Source organism: Mesorhizobium sp. M0292 (assembly GCF_040321695.1).
Taxonomy (GTDB): domain Bacteria; phylum Pseudomonadota; class Alphaproteobacteria; order Rhizobiales; family Rhizobiaceae; genus Mesorhizobium.
The window spans coordinates 22299-47567 of record NZ_JAMYSB010000027.1; the positions used below are offsets into that span (position 1 = coordinate 22299).

The 25269-nt window shown below is 61.9% G+C and carries 26 protein-coding genes; 13 read left to right on the forward strand and 13 right to left on the reverse strand.

Translation table 11 applies throughout. The annotated features are described in order from the left end of the window. Positions 1 to 162: 162 nt before the first annotated feature. Entirely contained in the window at positions 163 to 1104 is a 942-nt protein-coding gene (locus NKI96_RS27925; protein ID WP_023808296.1) for a glycosyltransferase, read from the forward strand. Beyond that, positions 1101 to 2123 (forward strand): lipopolysaccharide heptosyltransferase II, encoded by a 1023-nt coding sequence (gene waaF, locus NKI96_RS27930; protein ID WP_023694666.1) that lies wholly within the window; start codon positions 1101 to 1103, stop codon positions 2121 to 2123. Before NKI96_RS27925 ends, waaF begins: the two co-directional genes overlap by 4 nt. A 70-nt stretch (positions 2124 to 2193) precedes the next feature. On the opposite strand, the gene NKI96_RS27935 is transcribed toward waaF, so the two are convergent. The 4 genes from NKI96_RS27935 to NKI96_RS27950 form a co-directional block, all read right to left on the reverse strand. Further along, positions 2194 to 2388, reverse strand: coding sequence for a hypothetical protein (locus NKI96_RS27935; protein ID WP_023684343.1), 195 nt, complete (start codon positions 2386 to 2388; stop codon positions 2194 to 2196). Positions 2389 to 2960: 572 nt separating this feature from the next. Beyond that, entirely contained in the window at positions 2961 to 3431 is a 471-nt protein-coding gene (locus tag NKI96_RS27940) for a GFA family protein (RefSeq protein WP_023715175.1), read from the reverse strand. A 161-nt stretch (positions 3432 to 3592) separates the two neighbouring features. Then, entirely contained in the window at positions 3593 to 3886 is a 294-nt protein-coding gene (locus NKI96_RS27945) for a hypothetical protein (protein WP_023694667.1), read from the reverse strand. 13 nt (positions 3887 to 3899) lie between these two features. Further along, the gene (locus tag NKI96_RS27950; RefSeq protein WP_023694668.1) at positions 3900 to 4067 is read right to left on the reverse strand and encodes a Thivi_2564 family membrane protein; all 168 of its coding nucleotides are present in this window, start codon (positions 4065 to 4067) and stop codon (positions 3900 to 3902) included. Between the two features lie 698 nt (positions 4068 to 4765). Between NKI96_RS27950 and NKI96_RS27955 the strand changes: the two genes are divergently transcribed. Next, positions 4766 to 5221 carry a sensor histidine kinase gene (locus tag NKI96_RS27955; RefSeq protein ID WP_245260556.1) on the forward strand — a complete coding sequence of 152 codons (456 nt, stop codon included), beginning with the start codon at positions 4766 to 4768 and terminating at the stop codon, positions 5219 to 5221. Between the two features lie 16 nt (positions 5222 to 5237). Here the strand turns inward: NKI96_RS27955 and NKI96_RS27960 are convergent, their stop codons facing one another. Then, positions 5238 to 5564: a hypothetical protein gene (locus tag NKI96_RS27960; RefSeq protein WP_023712723.1), complete on the reverse strand. Its 327-nt coding sequence runs from the start codon at positions 5562 to 5564 to the stop codon at positions 5238 to 5240. A gap of 272 nt (positions 5565 to 5836) precedes the next feature. Between NKI96_RS27960 and NKI96_RS27965 the strand changes: the two genes are divergently transcribed. Together NKI96_RS27965 and NKI96_RS27970 are read left to right on the forward strand one after the other, a co-directional pair. Next, the gene (locus tag NKI96_RS27965; RefSeq protein ID WP_023671471.1) at positions 5837 to 6073 is read left to right on the forward strand and encodes a hypothetical protein; all 237 of its coding nucleotides are present in this window, start codon (positions 5837 to 5839) and stop codon (positions 6071 to 6073) included. A gap of 766 nt (positions 6074 to 6839) precedes the next feature. Then, positions 6840 to 8066 carry an anion transporter gene (locus NKI96_RS27970; protein WP_031209159.1) on the forward strand — a complete coding sequence of 409 codons (1227 nt, stop codon included), beginning with the start codon at positions 6840 to 6842 and terminating at the stop codon, positions 8064 to 8066. Between the two features lie 92 nt (positions 8067 to 8158). On the opposite strand, the gene NKI96_RS27975 is transcribed toward NKI96_RS27970, so the two are convergent. After that, the gene (locus tag NKI96_RS27975; RefSeq protein ID WP_023694672.1) at positions 8159 to 8749 is read right to left on the reverse strand and encodes a TetR/AcrR family transcriptional regulator; all 591 of its coding nucleotides are present in this window, start codon (positions 8747 to 8749) and stop codon (positions 8159 to 8161) included. Positions 8750 to 8830: 81 nt separating this feature from the next. Here NKI96_RS27975 and NKI96_RS27980 point away from each other — a divergent pair, with 81 nt between their 5' ends. Further along, positions 8831 to 9655: a crotonase/enoyl-CoA hydratase family protein gene (locus tag NKI96_RS27980; protein WP_023694673.1), complete on the forward strand. Its 825-nt coding sequence runs from the start codon at positions 8831 to 8833 to the stop codon at positions 9653 to 9655. Between the two features lie 35 nt (positions 9656 to 9690). Here NKI96_RS27980 and NKI96_RS27985 read toward each other — a convergent pair whose 3' ends face one another. The 5 genes from NKI96_RS27985 to NKI96_RS28005 form a co-directional block, all read right to left on the reverse strand. Continuing rightward, on the reverse strand, positions 9691 to 10002 hold the full coding sequence (locus NKI96_RS27985) for a cupredoxin domain-containing protein (protein ID WP_023689894.1): 312 nt from the start codon (positions 10000 to 10002) through the stop codon (positions 9691 to 9693). A gap of 10 nt (positions 10003 to 10012) precedes the next feature. Next, positions 10013 to 10537 carry a DUF4142 domain-containing protein gene (locus NKI96_RS27990; protein ID WP_023821205.1) on the reverse strand — a complete coding sequence of 175 codons (525 nt, stop codon included), beginning with the start codon at positions 10535 to 10537 and terminating at the stop codon, positions 10013 to 10015. A 115-nt stretch (positions 10538 to 10652) separates the two neighbouring features. Next, positions 10653 to 11321, reverse strand: a complete 669-nt coding sequence (locus tag NKI96_RS27995) for an RNA polymerase sigma factor (protein ID WP_023705692.1) — start codon at positions 11319 to 11321, stop codon at positions 10653 to 10655. A 103-nt stretch (positions 11322 to 11424) separates the two neighbouring features. Further along, entirely contained in the window at positions 11425 to 12513 is a 1089-nt protein-coding gene (locus NKI96_RS28000; RefSeq protein WP_023808295.1) for an HPP family protein, read from the reverse strand. Between the two features lie 225 nt (positions 12514 to 12738). Continuing rightward, a complete protein-coding gene (locus NKI96_RS28005; RefSeq protein ID WP_023694677.1) occupies positions 12739 to 13908 on the reverse strand; it encodes a cystathionine beta-lyase in 1170 nt (389 codons plus the stop codon). Between the two features lie 458 nt (positions 13909 to 14366). On the opposite strand from NKI96_RS28005, the gene NKI96_RS28010 reads away from it, so the two are divergent. The 5 genes from NKI96_RS28010 (at position 14367) to NKI96_RS28030 (ending at position 19466) form a co-directional block, all read left to right on the forward strand. Beyond that, the gene (locus NKI96_RS28010; protein ID WP_023671480.1) at positions 14367 to 15395 is read left to right on the forward strand and encodes an amino acid ABC transporter substrate-binding protein; all 1029 of its coding nucleotides are present in this window, start codon (positions 14367 to 14369) and stop codon (positions 15393 to 15395) included. Between the two features lie 62 nt (positions 15396 to 15457). Further along, positions 15458 to 16645, forward strand: coding sequence for an amino acid ABC transporter permease (locus tag NKI96_RS28015; protein ID WP_023671481.1), 1188 nt, complete (start codon positions 15458 to 15460; stop codon positions 16643 to 16645). 4 nt (positions 16646 to 16649) lie between these two features. Beyond that, positions 16650 to 17807, forward strand: a complete 1158-nt coding sequence (locus tag NKI96_RS28020; protein ID WP_023700666.1) for an amino acid ABC transporter permease — start codon at positions 16650 to 16652, stop codon at positions 17805 to 17807. Positions 17808 to 17891: 84 nt separating this feature from the next. Beyond that, positions 17892 to 18695: an amino acid ABC transporter ATP-binding protein gene (locus tag NKI96_RS28025; protein ID WP_023671483.1), complete on the forward strand. Its 804-nt coding sequence runs from the start codon at positions 17892 to 17894 to the stop codon at positions 18693 to 18695. 105 nt (positions 18696 to 18800) lie between these two features. Continuing rightward, complete coding sequence (locus tag NKI96_RS28030) at positions 18801 to 19466, forward strand: TIGR02117 family protein (protein WP_023727880.1); 666 nt, start codon at positions 18801 to 18803, stop codon at positions 19464 to 19466. A gap of 221 nt (positions 19467 to 19687) precedes the next feature. Here NKI96_RS28030 and NKI96_RS28035 read toward each other — a convergent pair whose 3' ends face one another. After that, complete coding sequence (locus NKI96_RS28035) at positions 19688 to 20926, reverse strand: FAD-dependent monooxygenase (RefSeq protein ID WP_352807208.1); 1239 nt, start codon at positions 20924 to 20926, stop codon at positions 19688 to 19690. Positions 20927 to 20945: 19 nt separating this feature from the next. Further along, positions 20946 to 21191 (reverse strand): zinc-finger domain-containing protein, encoded by a 246-nt coding sequence (locus NKI96_RS28040; protein WP_023705697.1) that lies wholly within the window; start codon positions 21189 to 21191, stop codon positions 20946 to 20948. A 233-nt stretch (positions 21192 to 21424) separates the two neighbouring features. On the opposite strand from NKI96_RS28040, the gene NKI96_RS28045 reads away from it, so the two are divergent. Both NKI96_RS28045 and ppx read left to right on the forward strand, forming a co-directional pair. Beyond that, the gene (locus tag NKI96_RS28045) at positions 21425 to 23617 is read left to right on the forward strand and encodes an RNA degradosome polyphosphate kinase (protein WP_023689905.1); all 2193 of its coding nucleotides are present in this window, start codon (positions 21425 to 21427) and stop codon (positions 23615 to 23617) included. Further along, entirely contained in the window at positions 23617 to 25149 is a 1533-nt protein-coding gene (gene ppx, locus NKI96_RS28050; RefSeq protein ID WP_352807211.1) for an exopolyphosphatase, read from the forward strand. Before NKI96_RS28045 ends, ppx begins: the two co-directional genes overlap by 1 nt. The last annotated feature ends 120 nt before the right edge of the window (positions 25150 to 25269 follow it).

Below are 25269 nucleotides of genomic sequence, written 5' to 3' on the forward strand. Positions count from 1 at the left end.
ATTGCCGAGATTCTTGGTCATCCGGCATAGTAGCAAGCGCTGATTAACGATTCCGTAACCCAGTCGAGGCCGCCGCGGCTTTTTGCGTTTCTGGCGCGACCTTGACAATGCCCAGCCCGTGACGCAACTGGGCCGTCTTGAGAGCATTGTGAGGCAAGGTCAATGCGGGTGACGCTCGTTTTGAAGGGCGTAATACCCTGCCGAGGTTACGGTGGGATTCAGCGTCAGGTCGAATGGCTGGCCACGGAGATGGTTCGTCTCGGACACGAAGTCGTGGTGATCGCTGGCCCTGGCTCCAGCCACCCGCTCTTCGAAGTCCGGCACGCTTCGACCGATGCCGAATGCCGGGCAGCCATTCCGCGCGACACGCAAATCGTCCACACCCATAGTTGGCCCGTCGAGGTGCCATTTCCAACGCTGAATACGCAGCGCGGCTTTATGCCGGACCAGCCCATGCCAGTTGCGAACTGGAGCTTTATCAGCGCCAATCATGCCCGCCAGCATGGGCGCGAGACATTCGTCTACAATGGCTTTCCGGTGGACGCCTATCGTTTGTCGGCTGCAAAGGGCGACCGCCTGCTATTTCTCGCCGGCATTGCACGATCAAGCAAAGGCCTCAACCGCGCCGTCGATCTCGCCAAAAAATTCGATTTCGGTCTAGATATCGCCGGTGGCTCGCGTTGGAAACTGCTGGGCCGAAGTCAGACCCGCCGCGAAGGGTTGTTTTTCAAGAGCCTTGGCAGGCGATACCGTTTCCACGGAATCGTTGACGGCGAGCCGAAGCTTCGCCTTCTCGGCGAAGCGCGAGCCTTCCTCAACCCCATCGCCTGGGAGGAGCCGTTCGGCAACGCACCGGTCGAAGCCATGTTGTGCGGCACTCCGGTCCTGACGACGACGCGAGGCGCATTGCCCGAGACGGTCGATGCCGACAGCGGGCGCTTCTTTGAGACCGATGAAGAATTTGCGGCCGCTTTCGAGGCCGTCGCCGACCTTACGCCTCAGCAATGCCGCGAATCGGCCGCGACGAGATTTCCCATCCAAAAAGCGGCGCGCGGCTATCTGGATCTCTATGCCCGCATCCTTGACGGCGAAGCGCTTCCTTGACGACCGGCGATCCAATCCTCTTCGTCGGCTTCCCCGCGGTCGGCGACTTCGTCCGTTGCCATTCCGCCATCCAGATCATTGCCGCGCGATTTCCTGATCGCCCCATAGATGTCGTCACCTCGCCCGTTGCAGCGCCGCTGGCGCGCCTGATGCCGCATGTCAGGAAGGGCTGGGCGCTTGCCAAGCGTCATCAGCGCCCCGGTTTTGGCGAGCGCAGCCGCCTGGTTGGCGAGTTGCGCAAGGAAAATTACCGTACGGCCTATCTGATGACCAGCAGCACCAAGGCGGCGCTGATGGCGTTCATGGCCGGAATAGAGGAGCGCATCGGCTATCCGCAGGAGTTGCAATTCGGCCTCCTCAATCGCTTCCCCGCCGGCTGGTTGGCGCATCTATGGGCCTTCGGACCCCGCAAGACGCGGCTCTTCGAGGAGGTCTGCTCGATTGCCTCGCTTGGCGAAAAGCCGGCTGCGGGCGCAGAGTGGCCGGCGCCCCGGCTTGTGGTCGATCCGGCCGAGTTGGACGATTGGCGCCAGTACAAGAAGATCGATGCCGGCCGACCGGCCCTGGCGCTCTATACTGCCGACATTGAGAACTTCCGCTCATGGCCCGTCGAGCGCTTCATTTCGATCGCCAGAGACCATCATGATCGCGGCTGGGCAATCTGGATTGTAGGCGGACCGCGCGAGCACGCCGGTGCCGCAAAAATCCGGGCCGCCATTCCTGAGGCAATCGACTTCACCTCGACCCCGTCGATTGCTGACGCGATGTGCCAGATCGCTGCGTCGACCATGTTCCTCGGGGTTGATGGCGGGATTTCCCACGCCGCCGCTGCCCTGAACGTCCCATGCGCGCTCATCTACGGGCTGAATCGCCCCTATGTGCATGGGCCCGTAAACAACCATGTTCGCTTTATCGAACCACCGCTTTCGACGCCCAGCTGGGTCAAGGACACGCGGGGCATCAGCGAAACTCGGGTGAGGGAGGCTCTGGCTGACATCTCAGCCGGTATCGCCAACTGACCAATGGTCTCGCCGGCCCCAGGCGTCTGGTTAAAAACGCCCCGTGGGGGCAACCGTCGCCGCGTTTCGGTTACCCCATGGCCCTGCGGCTTTCGGGCTCGTGATTGCCGACCCAATGTGCACGGATGCGGTCGCTGGCTTCAAGGTAGGCCATGTCGATGAGATAAGTCAGAAGCTTCTCGCCGTCGGCTTCGGCTTTCTGCCTAAGCTCCCGCAGTATCCCTTGCGCGAACTGCAGGTTCTCCATTTTGCTCGGCTGGTCCATCGGTGCTCCCCCAACGTCTGCGTATGAACTTTGCGCTGGCTATGCTTGCATGAAGATTGCCGTGAAGTGGATATTGCAAGTGCGGACCGCGATCCTGCGAAGGCGCTGGCTGCATGAAAGCCGCCCCATCCGGCTTCAAGATTCGCTACACTATTTGACGGAAAGAAAATAAACAAAGCGTTCTTTTGTACAAGACAGGAAGATTCCTTCAGTTCACACCACGAGATACTTGGACAGCATAGTTGACGTAACGATATTGCGTGGCCTTAGGCTCTCGTTTCGAAACAAAACGTAGCATCGTTGCAACCACAAGACGAATTCCAGCTGACCGGGGCCGCTCCGTAGTCAATCGCCGGTTACAAACGGCACCGGGTCTCAGCCCAGGGCTTTGGCCAACCCATCGTTCCACGGCAGCGCAGGCCGGATGATCTACCGCCCGCCTTGGCTTGACGCCAAGGCGGGCTTTTTGCGTTTGGCTTCTACCGGGTGAAATGTTGTCGGACCCGGTCCTGTCGGCATCGGGCGGTTTCGAGAATGAATTTCCTGCCTGCCTGCTTTCTGCGCCGCTCGCGCTAGGCCGACTTGCGTTGCGGCAAGCTAGACGGCGTCTCGACACCGTCAGAAATCGGTTCGGCTGTCCGGTTTGTCGGCTCGTCATCGACCCGGTCGTGCTCGAATTGCCGGGCGGCAGGCAAGGGTTGCAACCAGTGCTCACGGCGATTGACCCAGAGTTCATAGCTGGGCTCCAGCCCTTCGGTGGGCACCTCATCGAGGCTGCCAATCGTCACTTCCACCTCATTCTCACGAACCAAAGGGACCCGGCCGCCGCAGGTGGGACAAAAACTTCTGTCGCCGTAGCTATTGACGATACCCGTCGTTTCGAACGCCTCGAGCGGCCACACTGCAAACGCCGAAAAAGCCGACCCGCTAGCCTTGCGGCAGTCCTTGCAATGGCAAAGGCCAATCCGAAAGGGATCTCCCGTCACCGAAAACTGGATGCCGCCGCACAGGCAGCTGCCGCTCCGCCTTGTATCATTGGGCATGACCGCTCCTCCATCTGGTTGGGCATCACACCGCTACATCTTGCAGCGCCATGCGCACAATCAATTCACGCGCGGCGCAACGGTTCCATGTCGCCTCGCGCAATGCATTGTCTGGACCCGGCAGCGCCATGGCGACGACCGCCGCAAGGCTGCTGGATATGTCAGTTCGGGAAATCGAATACCGGTTCCCGGCACCAATAGACACGGCACTGGCCATCACGTGTCGGAACGGAGGCAGCGACCGGCACCTCCGGCCAGTCGCACTCGTTGCCGTATTGGCGGACATAGCGATCATAAGTATTCCGGCCGGTCGTCAACACCGCCGAGTGATGGCTCTGGATGAGGCGCTGCGTCGCCTCGCAGGTCATCGAACGCGTGTCGGGTCGGGCGTAGGCCGTGCTTGTTGCGGCAAACAACGCCGTTCCGATGATCCATGCGATTGTTTGGGATGTCATGGCGACCCTTATCCTAAAATACGGCCAGGTATTTCAACAGCGAAATAATGCCGATAATGATGACAACGATCTGCGCGATCTGCCTCGTGCGGCCATCGAGCGGCAGACGCTGGACGAGATAGAGCACCAGGATGATCACCAGGAAAGTGATCAGAATGCCGATAAGTACCGATGAAGCCATGTCCCTCACTCCGTCTGGCTACGTCTGAGAATAGTACGCAGCGGCAAACGCTCTGGCCCTCGATTGGTTCCTGTCGATGCGAAGCCATCGGCGCAGCGTAAAGGCCGCGAAACCACGTTCCGCGGCCTTTGAAGCTGGATGCCGATCAGGTCTGTTTGCCGTAATGGTTGTCGTTTGCCATCGGCGACACGGTTTCCAGGCGACTTGTTGCTGGGTCAGGCTGGGCGAACCGCCCCGGGCTGACGAGGTTCCGACAAAAACGGCCGCATCACGTTCTACAACGAGGCCGCTGCCGACATTTGGGGGCATCGTCCGGTCTTGGCCGAGACCTGTGGTGCGGCTCGTGGAAACTCCGTCACCTCGATGGTCGGCCGATGGCGCATGCTGAGTGCCCGATGGCCGTTTCCATGGTTGAAGGACACGATATCACGTGGGACCAGGCCATTGCAGGCAGAGCGGCCGGACGGCGAACTTATTCCGTTTAAAGCCCACCCACGCCTGCTCCGCGACGGATCGGGCGAAATTGTCGGCGCCATCAACAGCTGCTTGATCTGCGCACGCAAACGCAAGCCGACGAAGCCCGCATCCGGCCATCATTCCAATGATCCGCGAGACGAGCAAATCGGCGGGCAATCCGACGACATTCCTCGAGCAGGGTGCGAGAGCGCATCTCGGCGCTTTCGCAATCGCACGATCTCTTGGTCGACGCCGAATGGCGCGGCGCCAGCATCGGCGACCTGATCAAGGCGCAACTCAAAGCTTTCGCGGCGCAGGACCGTTTGTCGCTGGCTGGGCCTGTGATCACACTTCGCCCGAATGCCGTGCAGTATCTCGGCATCGCTTTCCACGAACTGGCCACCAATTCGCCAAAGCATGGAGCACTGTCAGGTCACGGCGGACGAGTCGAAATCGAATGGGGTACGGCGCCGGCAACCGACGGCACCGATACCCTTAGCTTGATCTGGCGTGAATTGGGTGGGCCGAACCTGAGTGGGACGACGCGCCGCGGTTTTGGCTCCGTCGTCCTCCAGCGGGTTGCGCCACAAGCGCTTAGCGGCACCGGACAACTGGAATTTGGGGAACAAGGCGTCGTCTGGACGCTCAAAGCGCCGCTGCGCTCGGTCCAAATCTCTCTCGCGGATTTTGTCGATTGAAAGAGCGGGTCGCGCCTTAGGACAATCCCAGCAGGGGAGCGGTTTGGCCGCCTGTGGTGTCGGAATTGCCGATGCCAGGCAGTTCGTGCTTATCGTCGGCAAGCGAAGTCAATCTCCCCGCCTCGACGGAGGTCAGTCCGTCCAACTCCATCACCGCGCCGTAGAGTTGGGCCGTCTGCATCACAAGCCGCTCGACATCTTCAAGGGCGACGTTCTCGTCCAGGTTACGCAATCGTATGTCCTCGGCAACCACCGCAATATTGACCATTCCGCGCGAGCGCAGCGCGCCCAGGACCCGTGAATTGAGATCCTCCCGTAGCCGAGCCGAATATCCGTAGCGCATGGAAACCTTCCTTTCAGGAGCCGGTTGTCGCGTCGTGATCAAGATGCGCCAACGACCTTCAGATGGCAAGAAGAATATAAAATATTCCCAAGTAAATCAACTAGTTAGCAGACTGCGCGGGTTGTGCTATCGGCGTGTCTTCCTCATCGTTGGTCTTGTATGTGAGTCACCCATCAGCCTCTCTTGACGCGTTGCACGCGGACCCCTAGCTATACTGCAATGAGACACATACTAACTCACCATATTTTTGGTCTTGACGGTTGGAGGCGCGAATGGCCGAGCTGGAACGACCCGAGCGACTGCAGATCATGCTGACAGCCGAGGAATTGGCTGCCTTGGAAAACTGGCGCTTCGAAAAGCGCATGCCAAGCCGGTCCGCGGCAGTGCGGGAACTGCTGCGGCGCGGCCTGGATGCGGATGGATTCCTGACTGCGGGACAAGGAACAAAGTCTCAGGACTTTGGAATTCTGGGCAGCAGTGTGACTGGCGACGGCCAGTCGGGCGAGTAATCCGACGGCGGTTAGCCAACAATCGCTTTTTCTGGAAGTGCCGCTACCAATTTATTGCGGTGGCGGAAACGCAAAGCGGGTCGGCTCTCGGCAGGGTACTGGTCTCAGCAGGGTACTCTTGGCGTATGGTTGCAAAGCCCGCTCCGGTTCGCCGGAGCGGGCTTTTTGCGTTTTCCCAACAGGAAATAGTCGCGATCGCTTCAGACACGCTCAAGGTTCTCTTCGCACTCCATGCACGCGACGCTGTGACCGGGGCAACTGAGCCGGTGTGTTCCTCCGGGGCAGCAATGGCCGTTCGAGCTCGCCCACCGGGCACAGACAAACACCTTGCGGGTTCCGTGGCATTGTGGACATTCCATCGGGCGGGCCAGCAAAGCCTCGTTTTCCGAGACACGGCATTCCCTCTCAAGAGCCTGGACCATCTGAAACCCCAAGGCCGAAACATGGCTAAGCTATCCATACCCGGAAAGCCTAAATTAGAATTTAATTACATACGCCACGAGAGCCTTCCGAGGGGAAGTTCGCGGATGGCAATCTCAGGCCACCGGCAGTCCGCCGCGCGTGTCTCATTCCCAATCTCGGCCGTCTCAAGATCAAGCTCCGGTTGCTCCCGGCATCGGTCAACCCGCGATTTTGCCCACCGATTTTCGCATTCGGATCGTTATAGGCTTTCGCTTTGCTGGAGCGGCGTTAAAGCTGCCCGGCAAATGCCTGAGCGGGAACAGTCCGTTCCTGCGTCGGTTCGTTTGGACAAGGATGTCTGCCAATGACATTGATGGGCGCAGCGGCACTTTTGATCCTTGTCCTGACTTATGCCGGCGTCGCAATCGGGCGTATTCCAGGCCTCCGTCTCGACCGGGCAGGGATCGCCTTGCTGGGGGGTGCGGCGATGATCGCCATCGGCGCACTCAGTATGGAAGATGCCTATCGCGCCATCAATTTCGACACCATTACGCTGCTGCTCGGCATGATGATCGTGGTGGCGCATCTGAAGGTGTCCGGCGCCTTCCGGGCGCTTGGCGCCTACGCTATCGAGCATGCGCACGCGCCTTTCGTGCTGCTGGTGATGGTGACGCTGTTGACCGGCGTGCTGTCGGCGTTCCTGGTCAACGACGCCATCTGCCTGGTCATGGCGCCGATCGTCGTCCACGTCACCCGTGTCATCAACCGCAATCCCATTCCCTATCTGATCGCCACCGCCACCGCGTCCAACTGCGGCAGCGTCGCCACCATCACCGGCAACCCGCAGAACATGGTCATCGGCGCGCTGTCGGGAATTTCCTACCCAGCTTTTTCGGCCGCCCTGGCGCCGGTTGCCCTCTTCGGCCTCGTCGCGGTCGTCGTCATCGTGCGCATCGTCTACCGCGCCGAATTCGCCCGCACCGCCGATCTCAACCCGGAAGTCTATCGCGGCCGCATGCTGCCGGGACAGGTGCTGAAGGCGGTGGTTGTCTGCATCGGCCTGGCCATCGCCTTCTTCGCCGGCGTTCCGGTTGCCAAGGCAGCGCTCATCGGCGGCGCCATCCTGCTGCTCACCCGCGCCATCAAGCCGGCACGCATCTACCGCGAGATCGACGGCCCGCTGCTGTTCATGTTCGCCGGCCTGTTCATCGTTGTCGCCGGCGCCGAAAAGACGCTGCTGACGCCCGACATCATCGCCTCGGGCAAGAACCTCGGGCTCGACGACGTCTGGCGTCTATCGGGCTTCACCGCGGTGCTCTCCAACATCATGAGCAATGTTCCGGCCGTGCTGGCGCTGCGGCCATTCATACCCGGCCTTGAGAACCCCGGGCGTGCCTGGCTGGTGGTGGCGATGAGCTCGACGCTGGCCGGCAACTTCACCTTGCTTGGCTCGGTCGCCAACCTGATCGTCGCCGAACAGGCGCGGGCGGCCGGCACGCAGCTGTCCTTCTCAGCCTTCTTCAAGGTCGGCCTGCCACTGACGCTGCTCACCCTTGCCGTCGGCACGGCATGGCTGGCGGCTGGATTCTAGAGCAACTCCACGAAAAGTGTGAAGTGGTTCTCCGTCCGGAATTGCGTCAAAGAGATAGCGTGTTTCGCCGTCTCCATTAAACGGTGAACGCTCTAGCGGATAGTCGCCGATCCTGACCTTGCTCGAACCAGCGTTGCAGCGGCATGTCCGGCCGCCTCGACATAGTCGGGGTTGCGGTGGATCAGCATGATCGAGAACGCTCCGTCCATCAAAAGCACGATTTCGCGCGCCAGGGTCTGCGGCTCGTCGACGCCGTGGCCTGTGAGTTCGCCGGCCAGCCAGGTCTCGAAATTCTGCTTATGCCGCGCCCCCGCTTTAACGGCCGGGTGTCCGGGCATGGAAGCGAGTTCGGCTGCCGTGCGCAGAAAGCCGCAGCCTCTCCATTTCGGGTGCTTCGCCACGCGCGCCAGATTGGTGAAAATCGCCTCGACCTTGCGCTCGACATCGCCTTCGGCCATCTCGAACCAGCCGGCCATCTGCTTGAGGTTCGGCTGGTCGCGACCGTCGAGATAGGCCGCGATCAAATCGTCCTTGCTCTTGAAATGATAGTAGAGCGTGCGCTTGGTCAGCCCGGCTTTTTCCGCCACTGCATCGACGCTGACGCGGCCGATCCCCTCGGCATAGAACAGCTTCGTTGCGGCATCGACAATGCGTTTGCGGGTAGGGCTTGGTGCTTCGCTCATACGCAAGTATACCGACTAGTGAATATACATACAACCGAAAGCCTGATCCTCTCCGTCGACAAACACAGGGAAGGAAAAGACATGACCGAGCTTGTGCTCACCGGGGCCCGCAACGGGATCGCCATCCTCACACTTAATCGGCCGGAGAAGCTCAACGCCTTGAACTATGCGCTGATTGATCGCCTGCTTGCGCTCCTCGATGCCGCCGAGACCGACGATGCCATCCGCGCCGTCATCCTCACTGGAGCAGGAGAGCGCGCCTTCTCCGCCGGCGGCGACATCCATGAATTCTCAGGCAGCGTGGCCATCGGCGTCGACGTTGCCCTGCGCGACTTCGTCATGCGCGGACAGCGGCTGACGGCAAGGCTGGAGGCATTCCGCAAGCCCGTCATCGCCGCCGTCAACGGCATCGCCTTCGGCGGCGGCTGCGAGATCACCGAAGCCGTGCCGCTCGCTATCGCCAGCGACCGCGCCTTGTTCGCCAAGCCTGAGATCAACCTTGCAATGCCGCCTGCTTTCGGCGGCACGCAGCGGCTTCCGAGACTGGCAGGGCGCAAGAGGGCGCTCGAGCTGCTGTTGACCGGCGATTGGTTCCCGCCGCCGCGCGCCCTCGAACTCGGCCTCGTCAATCAGGTGGTGCCGCATGAGGAGCTGATGCCCGCCGCAATTGATCTCGCCCGGCGCATGACCAGGCATTCTCCTGCAGCAATTGCCTCGATCCTCACAGCAGTGGCGCGGGGCCTGAACCAGAGCATCGCGGAAGGCTTGGCTGTCGAGGCCGAGCAGTTCGCCCGCATGGCTCCGACCGCTGATCTGCGCGAAGGGCTGGATGCCTGGATCGCACGGCGCCAGCCGGGCTGTGACGGCTCGTGGACGCACATCACCCGGCCGGATGAAGCCAGGTGAGCCTCAACGCAGCAGGACGGGCTTGCGGACCTGGATCAAGGCGCCGTCACGGCCACATGACCTTTCATGTTGGGGTGGAAGCGGCAGAAATATTCGACCGCTTCCGCCTTCCGCAGGGTCAGGCTCGCTGTTGTCTTCGGCGGGATCATCACTTCCCAGCCACCCTTGACGGTAGCCGTATGTGCGAACACGTCCTTGTTCACCCACTTGATCGTGTCGCCGACCTTCGCGTCGACGGTGGCCGGCGAAAAGACAAGTTTGTCGATGGTGACCTGGATGGTTTCGGCCTGCACGGGTGAGGTCCCGAAGACCAGCGCCAGTGCAATCCACAGCTGCCGTTTCGACATGGCCTGGTCCTTACTTCAGCATACCTGCAACATGCTCGGCGTGCTGTTCATGGCCCTGGAAAATCTTCAGGCCGGTCTCCAGCAGGCTCTTCAACTCGGCATTGCTGGCCGATGGGATCAAAAGGGTTTCAAGCGCGCCGTCGACCTGTTTGTGGTAGGCGATCTCGTTGTCGACATAGGCTTTGTCAAAGGCTGCGCCGTCGAGTTTGGCGAGCTTCGCCCGCTCCTCGGCCGCAGCCTTGGTCAGCGCCTGGCTGGTTGCGTTGTCTTCCGGCGTCACCTTCAGCTTCTTTACCAGTTCCAGTGCCTGCGCGTTGACCGCTTCGTGGTCGCGCACCATGTCGTTGGCGAAATCCACGACCTCCTTGGTCTTCGATTTCTTGATCGCCTGCTTGGCGGCTTCCACATCGATGACGCCTGCCGTGTAGGCGATGTGGGCGATCTGCGGGTCCGTCGGCTTGTCGGCGGCTTGCGCGAGCGGGGCAGCGCCAAGCAGCAGCAAGGCAGCGAGGGCGGCGGTGTGTCGGGTAAGCATGGCATCTCCTTCGCCCGGACGCGGGATCGCGCCGGGCCATGTTTTTGAGTTGACGGTCATTGGATGCGCAGCGGCGGCAAACGTTCCCGGGGAAATCGGCCAAATCAGCCGATGATCAGCTCTCCAGGCCGAGCCGCTGCATGACGGCGCTGGTCAGCCTGTCGCAGCGCCGGCCGGCAAACGGGAAGGCGTCGAGCAGCACCGGCCCGATCTGGTCGTCGAGTGCCTTGCGTACCAGGGCGCGGGCGCGGTGTAGCCTTGTCTTGACGGTTTCCGGCCGCACGCCAAGCAGCTCGGCGGTCTCCTCGATACTGAGCCCCTCGATAACCCGCGCCACGAACACCGTCCGATAAACATCGGGTAGGCTGTCGGTCGCCCGTTCCACCAACTCGAGGATCTGCCGCTGCGCCATCGTCCGCTCCGGATCGTCGCTGGGATTGAGGGGGAACTGGATGATTTCGGCTTGCGGGTTTTTCGCCACCGTCCGCCGCCTTTTGCGCAGACGGCCGAGCGCCTCGTTGATGACGATGCGCGACAGCCAGGTGGCCAATGAGGACTCCCCGCGAAAGGCATCGAGATGGGCAAAGGCTCTGACATAGGCCTCCTGGACGATGTCCTCGGCTTCGGCATCGTTGCGCACCACCCCGCGAGCGATGCGATAGAGCCGCTGATTATGGGTCTTCATGATGATGCGGAAGGCGTTGCCTTCGCGTGCCAGCGCGCGGCGCACGAGAAGCATCTCGCTTGAGGCAGCAGTGGGCATTGGTAGAGACATAGCAGGCATGGCCAGTTCCTCGATCCAATCCCCGTTCGAAACCTCGATCAAGACATTGGATGACATCGCCGGCAAAAGGTTCCCGGCCATTTTCGCCCGGGTCCGACGGCGCCTAGAATACTGCTTCCGCCAGCGGCTTGTCAGCAGCCTGCGCTCGTGCCGTTGCCGCAAGCAGATCGGTCTGCGTGATCAGGCCAAGGATGCGGCTGTCCCCGTCCACGATGATGACTGCATGGGTGCGGCCGTCGGTGAGCACCGGTAGCAGGGCCATGGCGGGCGTACCGGCGGCGGCGGTCGACGCTGTCGACGTAACGCTTCCGACGGCTTCGTCGGCTCGCGCCAATTCCCTCAATCCAACGGTGCCGACCAGCCTGGCGTCCTTGTCTACAACCGGCAGCGTGCGGATATTGTGGTCGAGCAGCAGATGACGCGCCCGATCGGCGGACGCGTGTTCATCGACCGAAATCACGTCGCACGACATGATGTCCTCGCACAACATGGTTCGGTGTGCGCGCATCGTCGCTTGCAGTTCGACCTGTCGCAGCAGTTGTTCGAGATCGTTGCGGTCGATGTCGAAGGTCTCGTCGAGCGCAGCCAGCGCGGCATCGATGTCCTCGGCCCGGAAGCCGATGCGCTCCTGAGCCGGCGGATCGCTGGTTCCGTGCGTGCTTTTCGGGGCAGGGGCCGGCACATGCGGGTAGCTGCGTCGCGACAGCCTGTGGAAAGCATAGCCGAGCGCGACCAGCATCATGGAGTTCAGCGCCACCGGCACGAACGGAAACAGGAAGCCGGCACCGATCACGGCCGGCCCGCCGAGCACGGCGGTCAGTGCGGCGGCTCCGCCCGGCGGATGCAGGCAGCGCGAGAACGACATGGCGGCGATCGCCATCGCCACGGCAATGCCCGTGGCGAGAACGGGCTGATGGACGAAATGGGCCACGATCACGCCGACCAGCGCCGATATTGTATTGCCGCCGATGATCGACCATGGCTGCGCCAGCGGGCTTGCAGGCACCGCGAACAGCAGCACCGCCGACGCCCCCATCGGCGCCACCAGCAGCGGCACATGCGGGCCATTGCCAAGCACCAGCGCGCCGATCGCGCCGGTCAGCGCAATGCCGATCATCGCCCCGATGCAGGCGATGAGGCGCTCGCGCAGCGTCGCGCCGGCGAGAATGGGGACAAAGAGACGAAAGGCCATGGCAAGCTCAGTCCGGCTGGAATTGTGCGCGCAGCGCCTGCAATGGCGTTGGCCCGACGATTTTGAAAGTCAAACCGATCCGAAAAAGCGCGCGTTGGGGAAATAACATTGCGCTTGGTCGACCCATGAGCGGCTTTGCGAGGTCGATCGTCCTACGAAAGTCGCTCGCCAATCCTTTAAACGGGTTAGCCGGCTAGCGGAATCAGCTTGGCAAGTTTGCTGGTGTCATGCCGCAGCGGCCGCTTCCAGCCCGCGCAGGATATCGGCCTTGAGGTCCTCGACATCCTCGAGCCCGATCTGCAGCCGGATCAGCGGGCCGTCATAGGGGCCCTTGGCGACGGTACGGTCGCCGAGGAAGACCGGCACGGCAAGGCTCTCATAGCCGCCCCAGGAATAGCCGAGACCGAAGATTTTCAACGCATCGAGGAAGGCATGCTGCTGTCTCTGGCCGCCGCCTTTGAGCACGATGGAAAAGATGCCGCTCGAGCCGGAAAAATCACGCTTCCACACCGCGTGGTCGGGGTGGCTGGGGAGCGCCGGGTGCAGCACGCGGGCCACGCCGGGCTGGCCTTCAAGCCAGGCGGCAATCGAAAGCGCGCTCTTTTGATGGTGATCCAGCCGAACGCCCATCGTGCGCAGGCCGCGCAGGACTTGGTAGACGTCGTCGGGGCCGGCGCAGCAGCCCATCGTGTAGAACGTCTCGCAAAGCTGCTTCCAGCAGTTGGCATTGGCAGACACTGTGCCCAGCAGCACGTCCGAATGCCCGGCCGGATATTTCGTCGCCGCATGGATCGAGATATCGACGCCGTGGTCGAGCGGACGGAAATAGAGCGGCGTTGCCCAGGTGTTGTCCATCATGACGATGGCGCCCGTTTCATGCGCCGCCTTGGCGATCGCCGGAACGTCCTGCACCTCGAAGGTGTTGGAGGCCGGTGATTCCGTAAACACGACTTTGGTGTTCGGCTTGATCAAGCTGGCGATGCCGGCGCCGGCATGCGGATCGTAATACTCGACCTCGACACCCAGCCGCTTCAGCATCGTGTCGGCGAAATTGCGGGTCGGATGGTAGACGGAATCGACAATCAGGATGTGATCGCCTGCCGAGAGAAACGCCAGCAACGGGACGGTCACCGCCGCCAGGCCCGACGGCACGATTATTGTGCCGGCGGAGCCTTCCAGCGCGTCGATCGCATGCGCCAACGCATCGGTGGTCGGCGTGCCGCGTGTGCCATAGGTGTATTTCTGGCTGCGCGCCGCCATCACCGACGCATTGGGATAGAGCACGGTCGAGGCATGCACGATCGGCGGATTGACGAAGCCGAAATAGTCGTGCGGATTGTTGCCCGAATGGGCAAGCCGCGTGTTGATACCCATTTCGTTGCCGTCAGTCGCCATTGCTCTTCGCCTTGTGGTGAAAGCGCTAGCCATAGAGCGGCGGCATTGGTCGTGCAACAGCGGGCGCCCGCCACGCGGTGCCCTTTGCATAGGCCAATTCCCCTATGAATAGTCTGGAACGCGTGGCAATCCAGAGCCGCGGATTTCATGAGTGGATGTGGATTAGCGTCGACGGACTTTGCCGTTTTTGTTTGCGGGGCTTGCTGCTTTCCTGAGGGTGTTGTCCGCAATTCAGGCATTTGCGGCAATTGGTTTTCAAAGCTGTCGTGAAACGGTCATTTCCCTTGACCTCACAGAGATAATCGCCTTCGATGCAGTTCGTGAATGGGAGGGGCCGGGCGTCGGTTACGACGCGAGGTTCCGGAATGAGCCGGATGGGAGCCGGGTTCACGCGGGAAAAGATCAGGATTTGCCTGAGGATCAGGGTTTACCTGAAAACAGAAAAGGGTCTGTGGGTTATGAAACATATTGCAATTGGCATTCTCGGTGCCGCTGCGCTTGGATGGATGGCTTCGGCCGCGTCGGCGACAACGCTCGATACCGTCAAGGCGAAGGGCTTCATCCAGTGCGGTGTCTCGACGGGCCTGGCCGGCTTCTCGGCGCCTGACGACAAAGGCGATTGGAAAGGCATCGACGCGGATTTCTGCCGCGCTGTCGCTGGTGCAGTCTTCGGCGATGCCTCCAAGGTCAAGTTCACGCCGCTCAGCGCCAAGGAGCGCTTCACCGCGTTGCAGTCGGGCGAGATCGATCTCCTGTCGCGCAACACCACATGGACCATCAATCGCGATACCGCGCTTGGCCTGAACTTCATCGGCGTCACCTATTATGACGGCCAGGGTTTCATGATCAACGCCAAGAAACTGCCTGGCGTCAATTCGGCGCTGCAGCTTTCAGGTGCGGCAGTCTGCGTGCAGAGCGGCACCACCACCGAGCTCAACCTCGCCGATTACTTCAAGGCGAACAAGATGGAGTACAACCCGGTCGTCTTCGAAAAGCTGGAAGAGGTCAACGCTGCCTATGACGCCGGCCGCTGCGACGTCTACACCACCGACCAATCCGGCCTCTATGGCATCCGCCTGACGCTGAGTGCGCCGGCCGACCATGTTGTGCTGCCCGAGATCATCTCCAAAGAGCCGCTCGGCCCCGCCGTACGCCAGGGGGACGACCAGTGGTACCACATCGTCAAGTGGACCTACTTCGCCCTGTTGCAGGCAGAGGAACTGGGCATCACCCAGGCCAATGTCGAAGAGATGAAGACCTCGGATAATCCGGAGATCAAGCGCGTGCTCGGTCAGGAAGCCGAAACCAAGATCGGAACCGACCTTGGCGTGAGCAATGACTGGGTCGTCAACATCGTCAAGGCAGTCGGCAATTACGGTGAGATGTTCGAGCGCAATGTCGGCACCGGCAGCCCGCTGAAGATCGCGCGAGGCATCAATGCGCTGTGGACCAAGGGCGGCCTGCAATACGCACCGCCGATCCGCTGATCGAAATGTGATCCGGAAGGCAGATCATCTGCCTTCCGGTTTCTCTTTCCAGGGGATGAGCAATGGCGTCGCAGGAAGTTCTTCGCGAGGAGCCGAGCCGCGGTTCCTTCATCAACGATCCGAAAGTCCGCGGGTTTTTCTTCCAGGCGGTGGTTGTCATCTTGCTGGTGGCGGGCGTCTGGTGGATCGTCCACAACGTCATCGTCAACCTGCAGCGCCTGCATATTACTTCCGGTTTTGGCTTCCTGAACAACCGAGCAGGCTTTGACATTCCAGTCAGGCCCATCGCTTATGATTCCGATTCGACCTATGGCCAGGCCATTGTCGTCGGGCTTATCAACACCATTATCGTCGCCGTTGCCGGCATTATCACCGCGACCATCATTGGCTTCATTGTCGGCGTCGGCCGGTTATCGCGCAACTGGCTGGTTCGCAAGATTTGCACGGTCTATGTCGAGGTGTTCCGCAACATCCCGCCGCTGCTGGTGATCTTCTTCTGGTATTCAGGCGTGCTCGCGGTACTGCCGGCGCCTCGCGACAGTTTCAATTTGCCGTTCGGCTCTTTCCTCAACCAACGCGGTTTCTATTTTCCGCGCGCTATCTGGGGCGACGGCTCCTGGCTGATGTTTGTCGCCTTGCTTGTCGGCATCGCCATGGCTTTTTTTGTCGCGCGCACGGCACGCCAGCGGCAAATGGCAACCGGCCAGCAGTTTCCCGTATTCTGGACTTCGGCGGCGCTGATCGTCGGCCTTCCGCTCCTGGCCTATGCGCTGAGCGGCTTTCCCTTGAGCTTCGACTTTCCAAAACAATCGACCTTCAACCTGACCGGAGGCTTTCAGATCGGGCCGGAGTTCCTGTCTCTCTATTTGGCGCTGTCCTGTTACACGGCCTCCTTCATCGCCGAGATCGTGCGCGCCGGCATTCTCGGCGTCAGCAAGGGTCAGACCGAAGCGGCTGGCGCCTTGGGGCTGCGGCCGGGATCTATCCTGCGGCTTGTCGTCGTTCCCCAAGCCATGCGGATCGTCATCCCGCCGCTGACCAGCCAGTATCTCAACCTGACAAAGAACTCGTCGCTGGCCATTGCCATCGGTTACCCCGACCTGACGGCGATCGCCGGCACAGTGCTGAATCAGACCGGTCAAGCGGTCGAGGGTGTGCTGATCATGATGGTCGTCTATCTCATCATCAGCCTGGTGACGTCGGCGGTGATGAATGTGGTCAACGCCAGGATGGCGCTGGTGGAGAGGTAAGACCATGCAGGAACATGATACCTCCTGGGTGCGGACCGAAATGGCACTCGCTCAACAAGCCCCGGCCGGCGTGCGGGGGCCTTTGGCCTGGGTTCGCAAGAACCTGATCGGTTCGGTGGGCGACGTCATCCTGACTGTAGTGGCTATTGCGCTGGTGGTGATGATCGTGCCGCCCGTCGTCAACTGGGCCTTCATCAACGCCCAGTGGACGGGGCCGGACCGGACTGTATGCGCCACGGTGGCGCAAGGCGGCATCCAGCCGGACGGCTGGTCAGGCGCCTGCTGGGCCTTCGTCAACGCGAAGTTCGGCCAGTTGATGCTTGGCCGCTATCCCCTGGAAGAGCGCTGGCGGCCGATCCTGGTCGCCGTCCTGTTCGTGGCGCTGCTGGTGCCGTTGCTGATGCCACGCGTGCCGCGGAAGGGGTTGAACGCCATTCTTCTATTCCTGGCACTGCCGATCATCGCGTTCGTGCTCCTGGTCGGCGGCATCTTCGGCCTGCCGCATGTGGAGACCCAGCTATGGGGCGGGCTGCTGGTGACGCTGAGCCTGTCCTTTGTCGGCATTGCCGTGTCGCTGCCGATGGGCATCGTGCTGGCGCTCGGCCGGCGCTCCAAGATGCCGATCGTCAAGACACTGTGCGTGGTCTTCATCGAGTTCGTTCGCGGCATCCCGCTGATCACCGTTCTGTTCTTTGCCAGCGTCATGCTGCCGCTGTTTCTGCCCGCCGGGGTTTCGTTCGACAAATATCTCAGGGCGCTGATCGGCGTCTCGCTGTTTGCCGCCGCCTATATGGCCGAAGTGGTGCGCGGCGGCCTGCAGGCGATCCCCAAGGGCCAGTATGAGGGTGCGGATTCGCTTGGCCTGGGCTACTGGCAGAAGATGGTGCTGATCGTGCTGCCGCAGGCACTGAAGCTGGTCATCCCCGGCATCGTCAATACCTTCATCGGTATGTTCAAGGACACAAGCCTCGTCATCATCATCTCGATGTTTGACCTGCTTGGCGTCGTCAAGCAGAACTTCTCGGACGCCAATTGGGCGACGCCACAGACCGCGAGATCCGGTCTCATCTTTGCAGCCTTCGTCTTCTGGCTGTTCTGCTTCGGCATGTCGCGCTATTCGATGTACACGGAACGCCGGCTCGACACCGGTCACAAACGTTGATGCATGTCGCCCAAAAGTGTTTAGCGGTTTTGGGACAACGACATGCATCATAGCTAAAAGACAGAACAAAAAGGGGAACCTGCCATGGTCATAGAAAACGCCGTCAGCGCCGAAGAGATCAAGGTCGATGCCAAGAAGATGCACATTTCGACCACCGATGTCGCAATCGACATCATCGGCATGCACAAATGGTATGGCGAGTTCCATGTGCTGAAGGACATCAACCTCAAGGTGATGCGCGGCGAGCGCATCGTCATCTGCGGTCCTTCGGGCTCGGGCAAGTCGACCATGATCCGCTGCATCAACCGGCTGGAAGAGCACCAGAAGGGCAAGATCATCGTCGACGGCAAGGAACTCACCAACGATCTCAAGAAGATCGACGAGGTGCGCCGCGAGGTCGGCATGGTGTTCCAGCACTTCAACCTGTTTCCGCATCTGACCATCCTGGAGAACTGCACATTGGCACCGATCTGGGTGCGCAAGACGCCGAAGAAGCAGGCCGAGGAAATCGCCATGCACTTCCTCAAGCGCGTCAAGATCCCCGAACAGGCCAACAAATATCCGGGCCAGCTGTCGGGCGGCCAGCAGCAGCGCGTGGCGATAGCGCGTTCGCTGTGCATGAACCCGCGCATCATGCTGTTCGATGAGCCGACCTCGGCGCTCGATCCCGAAATGATCAAGGAAGTGCTGGAGACGATGGTGGGCCTGGCCGAGGAAGGCATGACCATGCTGTGCGTCACTCACGAAATGGGCTTTGCCCGCAAAGTCGCCAACCGGGTGATCTTCATGGATCAGGGCCAGATCGTCGAACAGAACACGCCGGCCGAGTTCTTCGACCATCCGCGCCACGAGCGCACGAAGCTGTTTCTGTCGCAGATCCTGCACTGAGCATTTTCATGCGAACCAAAAGAGCCCGGCCGTAATGCGGCCGGGCTCTTTTGCTATCTGGGGTCGGGGTTGATCTTCTCCATTGAAACACAAAGCCGCCGCCGCATGAGAAAAGCCCTGCGTTTCGTGGCCATGCTGATTATCGTGGTCGCGCTCGCTGCCACGCTCGGCACGCTGGTGCCGCGTCCGCTGTGGCCCGCGTCAGCGGCGGGTGAGGGCACGCGCCATATTCTGGTGCTGGAGAATCCGATCCACACCGACATCGCCATTCCCGTCGATGACGAAGTGCGCCGGCGCTTCCATTTCCTGGTCGCTGCCGGCATCCCTGTCGACGCCCCGGAAGTGCGCTACATCGTCTTTGGCTGGGGCGGCCGGGCCTTCTATCTGGAGACGCCGAGCTGGTCGCAGCTGAAAGCAGTGCCCGTCCTCAAGGCGCTGACACTGGACGCCTCGGTCATGCATGTCGATATCGCCGGGGCCATCGCCGAGCCGCACCCTGCTGTCACCGGTTTCGACATCGATGAGGAACGTTTTGCAGCGCTGCTCGACTATATCGACGCGAGTTTCCAGCAAGGGCCGCATGGTCCGGTCGTCATCGAGAACGCCGCCTATTCCAGCTTCGACCGCTTCTTCGAGGCGAACGGCCATTTCAACGCGCTTGTCGGCTGTAACACCTGGACAGCCGCCGGCCTGCGCACCGCCGGCCTGCGCACCGGCTGGTGGAACCCGCTGCCGGCCTCGCTGGGCTTGTCGATGCGGTTTTATAACTAGCAGTCCTTCATCGCACCGCGACAGTGTTGGATCTTTTGAAGTCAGCGGGACAGCACCCCCCTCTGGCCTGCCGGCCATCGCCCCCGCAAGGGGGGAGAGCAGCCGTTTGCCCGCGGCGCTCCTGCTGCAACGCCGGCGATTTTGGCGAAGGCGACGGCGACATCCAATCTCCCCCCTTGCGGGGGAGATGTCCGGCAGGACAGAGGGGGTGGGAAGGATCGCTAAGTCGACGATCTAGACTGCCGAGCGTCCGCTCGCCATCCATAGAGCCAGTCGAGGTCGGCGGCGAGCTTGTCGGGCGAGCGCATGGCCAGGAACAGATTGCGGGCGATCGCCACCGGGCCGGCAGCATGCCAGGCGAGGCGGTTTACGGCCCCACGACGCGCGGCCTTGGCGACACGCGGCCGCCGAAGATTTTCCCAGATTTGAAAACTTCTGGGCAGATCGCCAGGGAAATCGGCGATAGCGTCGGCAAGCGTGATGGCATCCTCGATCGCCATTGCCGCGCCCTGCGCGGCAAACGGCGTCATCGCGTGCGCGGCGTCGCCGATCAGCGCGATGCCCTGCGGGCTCGTCCACCGCTTCTGTTCGACGGTGTGGATCGGAAAGGCCGTCCATGGGCCGGCCAGTGCCACAAGCTTCGTCAGGCCCGGCGCGGTGCCGCGCAGGGCAGCCGTGAGGATCGCGGGATCGGCATGGCCCGACCAACCTTCGGCTATGCGCTCACCCTTGGTGAAGGCGGCGAGATTGAAGGCCCGGCCTTTGCTGACGGGGTAGGCGACCATGTGGAAGCCAGGATGCAGGAACGTGGTGACGCAGTCGGCGGCGCCGATCGCGACAAAGGCTTCTCCGGCCGCACCGTCGGCCGCGATCGTGACTCGCCAGGCGAGTTCGCCCGAAAAACGGCTTTTGACGAAGTCCTCGCCTGCGAGTTGCGCCCTGACTGCCGACCAGACGCCGTCGGCGCCGACCAGCAGTTTGCCGCGTGCCTCGATCTCGCGGCCGTCCACTTCGGCGGTCACGGCGACATATTGCGCGTCTTTGACGGTGCCGGTCACGCGGGCGCCGGTGATGAGCTCAATCTCCGGCCGTTCGGCCATTTGCGCCAGCAGCGCTGCCTGCAGATCGGCGCGGTGAGCGACGAGATAAGGCGCCTGCCAGCGCGCTTCGGCGGCTTGCCCAAGCGGTACCCGCGCCAGTTCGCGCAGCGTCCCGGCGTCCTTGAGCACGACCGCTTCCGGCCGCAACGCTGCGGGCAGCAGTCGGTCGAGCACGCCGAGTTTTCCAAGAATGCGTGTTGCGTTGGGCGAAAGCTGGATGCCGGCGCCGGCCGCTTCTAGGTGCTGTGCCTGTTCGATCAGCTTTACCGGATAACCCCGTCCGGCGAAGGCAAGGGCAGCGGTCAGCCCGGCGATGCCGGCCCCGGCGATTATGACCTGCCGGGACCTGATGTCTTCCATCGGGCTTGTCGCGGAAGGATCAGGCGGCCTGGTCGATATAAAGGCAACCGGCCGGCAGCGTTTCCGTCGCCCTCAGCTTCGCCGAATAGCGGTAGAGCGTCGAGCAATAGGGGCAGACCTTTTCATTGTCGTCGCCCATGTCGAGGAACACGTGTGGATGGTCGAAGGGCGGGTTGGCGCCGGTGCACATGAATTCCTTGACGCCGATGTCGATTGCCGGATGGCCCGCATCGTTCTGGAAGTGGGGAATGGAACCGCCTGCCATCGTCGTCTCCTTGATCTCGTCGAAAAGCATCTGGAACATAACAGGCCTGTTTGCAAGATCGATGAAATGAAACTGTCGCAAAAGCCTGTCAGAGGATACGGTGAGCCGGTTAAGTGCATGTCCCTGAAATCGGAATGGTTTTCGCCGAAGGGCCATGCGTCACAAAAGCGTGTTAGAGGCATGGCACGTCCAGCGGCGCTCCAAGGGACGGTTGGCGGGGAAGAGCAGGAACCATGAACGAACTGAAGCCGGTGCAGAGCGAATTCATCAATGTCGAGGTGGCGAGCCCCGAGGGCGGCAACCCCGATCGGTTCGTCAACCGTGAGTTCTCCTGGCTGCAGTTCAACCGGCGTGTGCTCGAGGAATCCCAGAACCAGCACCATCCGCTGCTCGAACGCGTCCGTTTCCTGTCGATTTCAGCCGCCAATCTCGACGAATTCTTCATGGTCCGCGTCGCCGGCCTTGCCGGCCAGGTGCGCGAAGGCATTGCGCTCAAGAGCCCCGACGGCCGCACGCCGGAGCAGCAGCTGGAACAATTGCTGCGCGAGGTCGAGCGGCTGCAGGAGGACCAGCAGAACAGCCTTTCGGCGCTGATGCTGCTGCTCAACAAGGAAGGCATTGAGAGCATCACCCGCGATGCACTGACCAAGGATGAGAAAGTCTGGCTGGAAGACCATTTCCAGGACCAGGTCTTCCCGGTCCTGACTCCACTGTCGATCGACCCGGCGCATCCGTTTCCGTTCATTCCCAATCTCGGCTTCTCGATGGCGCTGCAATTGCGCCACCGCAAGAATGGCGAGGAGATGAGCGCGCTTCTGCGCCTGCCGGTGGCGCTGAAGCGCTTCATCCGCCTGCCCGACCGCAAGCAGCACGTTCGCTTCATTCCGTTGGAGGAGGCTGTCGGCCTCTATATCGGCAAGCTGTTCCCCGGCTATGAGGTCAAGGGTTCCGGCACCTTCCGCATCATCCGGGACAGCGATATCGAGGTCGAGGAAGAGTCGGAAGATCTCGTGCGCCTGTTCGAGACGGCGCTGAAGCGGCGCCGCCGCGGTTCGGTCATCCGCATCGAATTCGACAAGTCGATGCCCGGCGAATTGCGCGAGTTCGTCGCCGGCGAGCTTGGCGTCTCTTCGAGCCGCATCAGCGTTCTGACCGGCCCGCTGGCGCTCAGCCAGATTTCCGAGATCGTCGCCGTGCCACGCGACGACCTGAAGTTCACCCCCTACAATCCACGCTTTCCCGAGCGCATCCGCGAGCATGGCGGCGACTGTTTCGCGGCCATTCGCGAGAAGGACATCGTCGTCCACCACCCCTATGAATCCTTTGACGTGGTGGTCCAATTCCTGCGCCAGGCGATGGCCGACCCGGAGGTGGTGGCGATCAAGCAGACGCTCTACCGCACCTCCAACGACAGCCCGATCGTGCGCGCCTTGGTCGACGCGGCCGAGGCCGGCAAGTCGGTAACCGCCCTGGTCGAGCTCAAGGCGCGCTTCGACGAGGAAGCCAACATCCGCTGGGCGCGCGACCTCGAACGCGCCGGCGTCCAGGTCGTGTTCGGCTTCCTTGAACTCAAAACCCATGCGAAAATGTCGCTGGTGGTGCGGCGCGAGGACGGCAAGCTGCGTAACTATGTGCATCTCGGCACCGGCAACTACCATCCGGTGACAGCGCGCATTTACACCGACCTGTCCTTCTTCACCACCGATCCGACGATCGCGCGCGATGTCGCCCAGCTGTTCAACTTCATCACCGGCTATGCCGAGCCGACCGATGAGATGCGGATCGCCATCTCGCCGTTTACGCTGCGCAGCCGTATCCTCAAGCACATTGCCGACGAGGTCGCCCACGCGCTGGCTGGCCGTCCGGCGCGCATCTGGATGAAGATGAACGCGCTCGTCGATCCCAACATCATCGACGCGCTCTATGACGCCAGCCGTGCCGGCGTCGAGATCGATCTCGTCGTGCGCGGCATCTGCTGCCTGCGGCCGCAGGTGCCCGGCCTGTCGGAAAACATCAGGGTCAAGTCGATCGTCGGCCGCTTCCTCGAACACAGCCGCATCTATTGCTTCGGCAACGGCCATGGCCTGCCGTCGGACGAGGCGATCGTCTACATCGCCTCGGCCGACTTGATGCCACGCAATCTCGACCGCCGTGTCGAGACCATGGTGCCGATCACCAATCCGACGGTGCATGAACAGATCCTTGGCCAGATCATGCTGGGCAACATCATGGACAACCAGCAAAGTTTCGACGTATTGGCTGACGGAACCTCCCGGCGCGTCGTGCTGGAGGAGGGTGAGGAACCGTTCAACGCGCAGGAATATTTCATGACCAATCCGAGCCTGTCGGGACGGGGTGACGCGCTGAAGTCGCATGCGCCCAAGCGCATCGCGCAGTTCAAGCGTCGCAAGAAGAACACCGGCTGATGATTTCAACGTCCCAAGGCCGGCTGCAGGATCGCCGGCCGCTGTCCATTATCGACATCGGCTCGAACTCGATCCGCCTTGTCGTCTATGAAGGGTTGGCGCGCTCGCCGACCTTGCTGTTCAACGAAAAGATGCTGGCCGGCCTCGGCCGCGGCATCGTTTCGACCGGCAAGCTCGACCCGGAGGCGGTGACGCGCTCGATGGAGGAGTTCCGCCGTTTCCGCGCGCTCTCCGACCAGGCGGGTGCGGAGCACATGTTTGTGCTGGCAACGGCCGCGGCCCGCGAAGCGATCAACGGCCCCGATTTCATCCACCGCGCCCAGGATGTGCTCAAGACCGAGATCCGCGTGCTCACTGGCCGGCAGGAGGCGCATTATTCGGCGCTTGGCGTCATTTCGGGCTTCCACCCCGCCAATGGCATTGCCGGCGATCTTGGCGGCGGCAGCCTGGAGCTTATTGACATCAATGGCGAGGCGATCGGCGACGGCATCACGCTGCCGCTGGGTGGCCTGCGGCTGCAGGACATGGCCAGGAATTCGCTCGCCCAGGCGGCAAAGATCACCCGCGACGAACTGGCGCGCGCCAAAATGTTGAAGGGCGGGCAGGGACGGCCCTTCTACGCCGTTGGCGGCACCTGGCGAAACCTTGCCCGGCTGCACATGGAAATGACCAACTACCCGCTTGGCGTCATGCACCACTATGAGATCGGTGTCGACAGCGCCGCCAATTTCCTGAAGCAGGTGGCGAAAGGCGAGATCGAGAAGGTCAAGGGCATCGAAGGCGTGTCGAAGAACCGCCGTTCGCTGCTGCCCTATGGCGCGGTCGTGCTGCAGGAGATCATGGCGGCGATGCAGCCGTCGAAGATCATCGTCTCGGCATTGGGAGTGCGCGAAGGCTTTCTCTATTCGCTGCTCGACCCTGCCGAGCAGAAGGCCGATCCGCTGGTCTCCGCTTCGGAGGAACTAGCGCGGCTGCGGTCGCGCTCGGTCACCCATGCGCATGAGCTTGTCGAATGGACGGACAAGACCTTTGCCGCCTTCGGCATCGACGAGACGGAGGATGAGGCGCGCTATCGCCACGCTGCCTGTCTGCTGGCCGATATAGGCTGGCGCGCACACCCGGAATATCGCGGCAAGCAGTCGCTCAACATCATTGCCCACGCCTCCTTCATTGGCGTCGATCACCCCGGCCGTGCCTTCCTGGCGCTGGTCGGCCTGTTCCGCCACGAAGGCGTGTTCAACGATGCGGCGCCGGAAATCCGCGGCCTGGCGACGCCGCGCTATCTCGAGCGAGCCCGCATCCTGGCGGCGGTGCTGCGCGTCGTCTATCTGCTGACTGCGGCCATGCCCGGCGTCATGCCGCGGCTGAAATGGGAAAACCGCGGCAATGGCACGTTGGCGCTGGTGCTACCGGCCTCACTTTCCGATCTTTACGGCGAACGCCCGGCCGGACGGCTGGCGCAACTGGCGCGGATCACCAACCGCCGGCTGGTGCTGGCGGTCGAGGGTGGGCAGAGCGTGTCGGTGAAGTAGGCGCGGCCTGACAGCAAAACCATGTCGTCGTCGGCCTCGCGTTCGAGGACCGGCTTCCTCAATCCGTCGCTGCTTCGCACCGCCACCTTCCCCCTCCGGAGGGAAAGGAAGGGAGCCTCG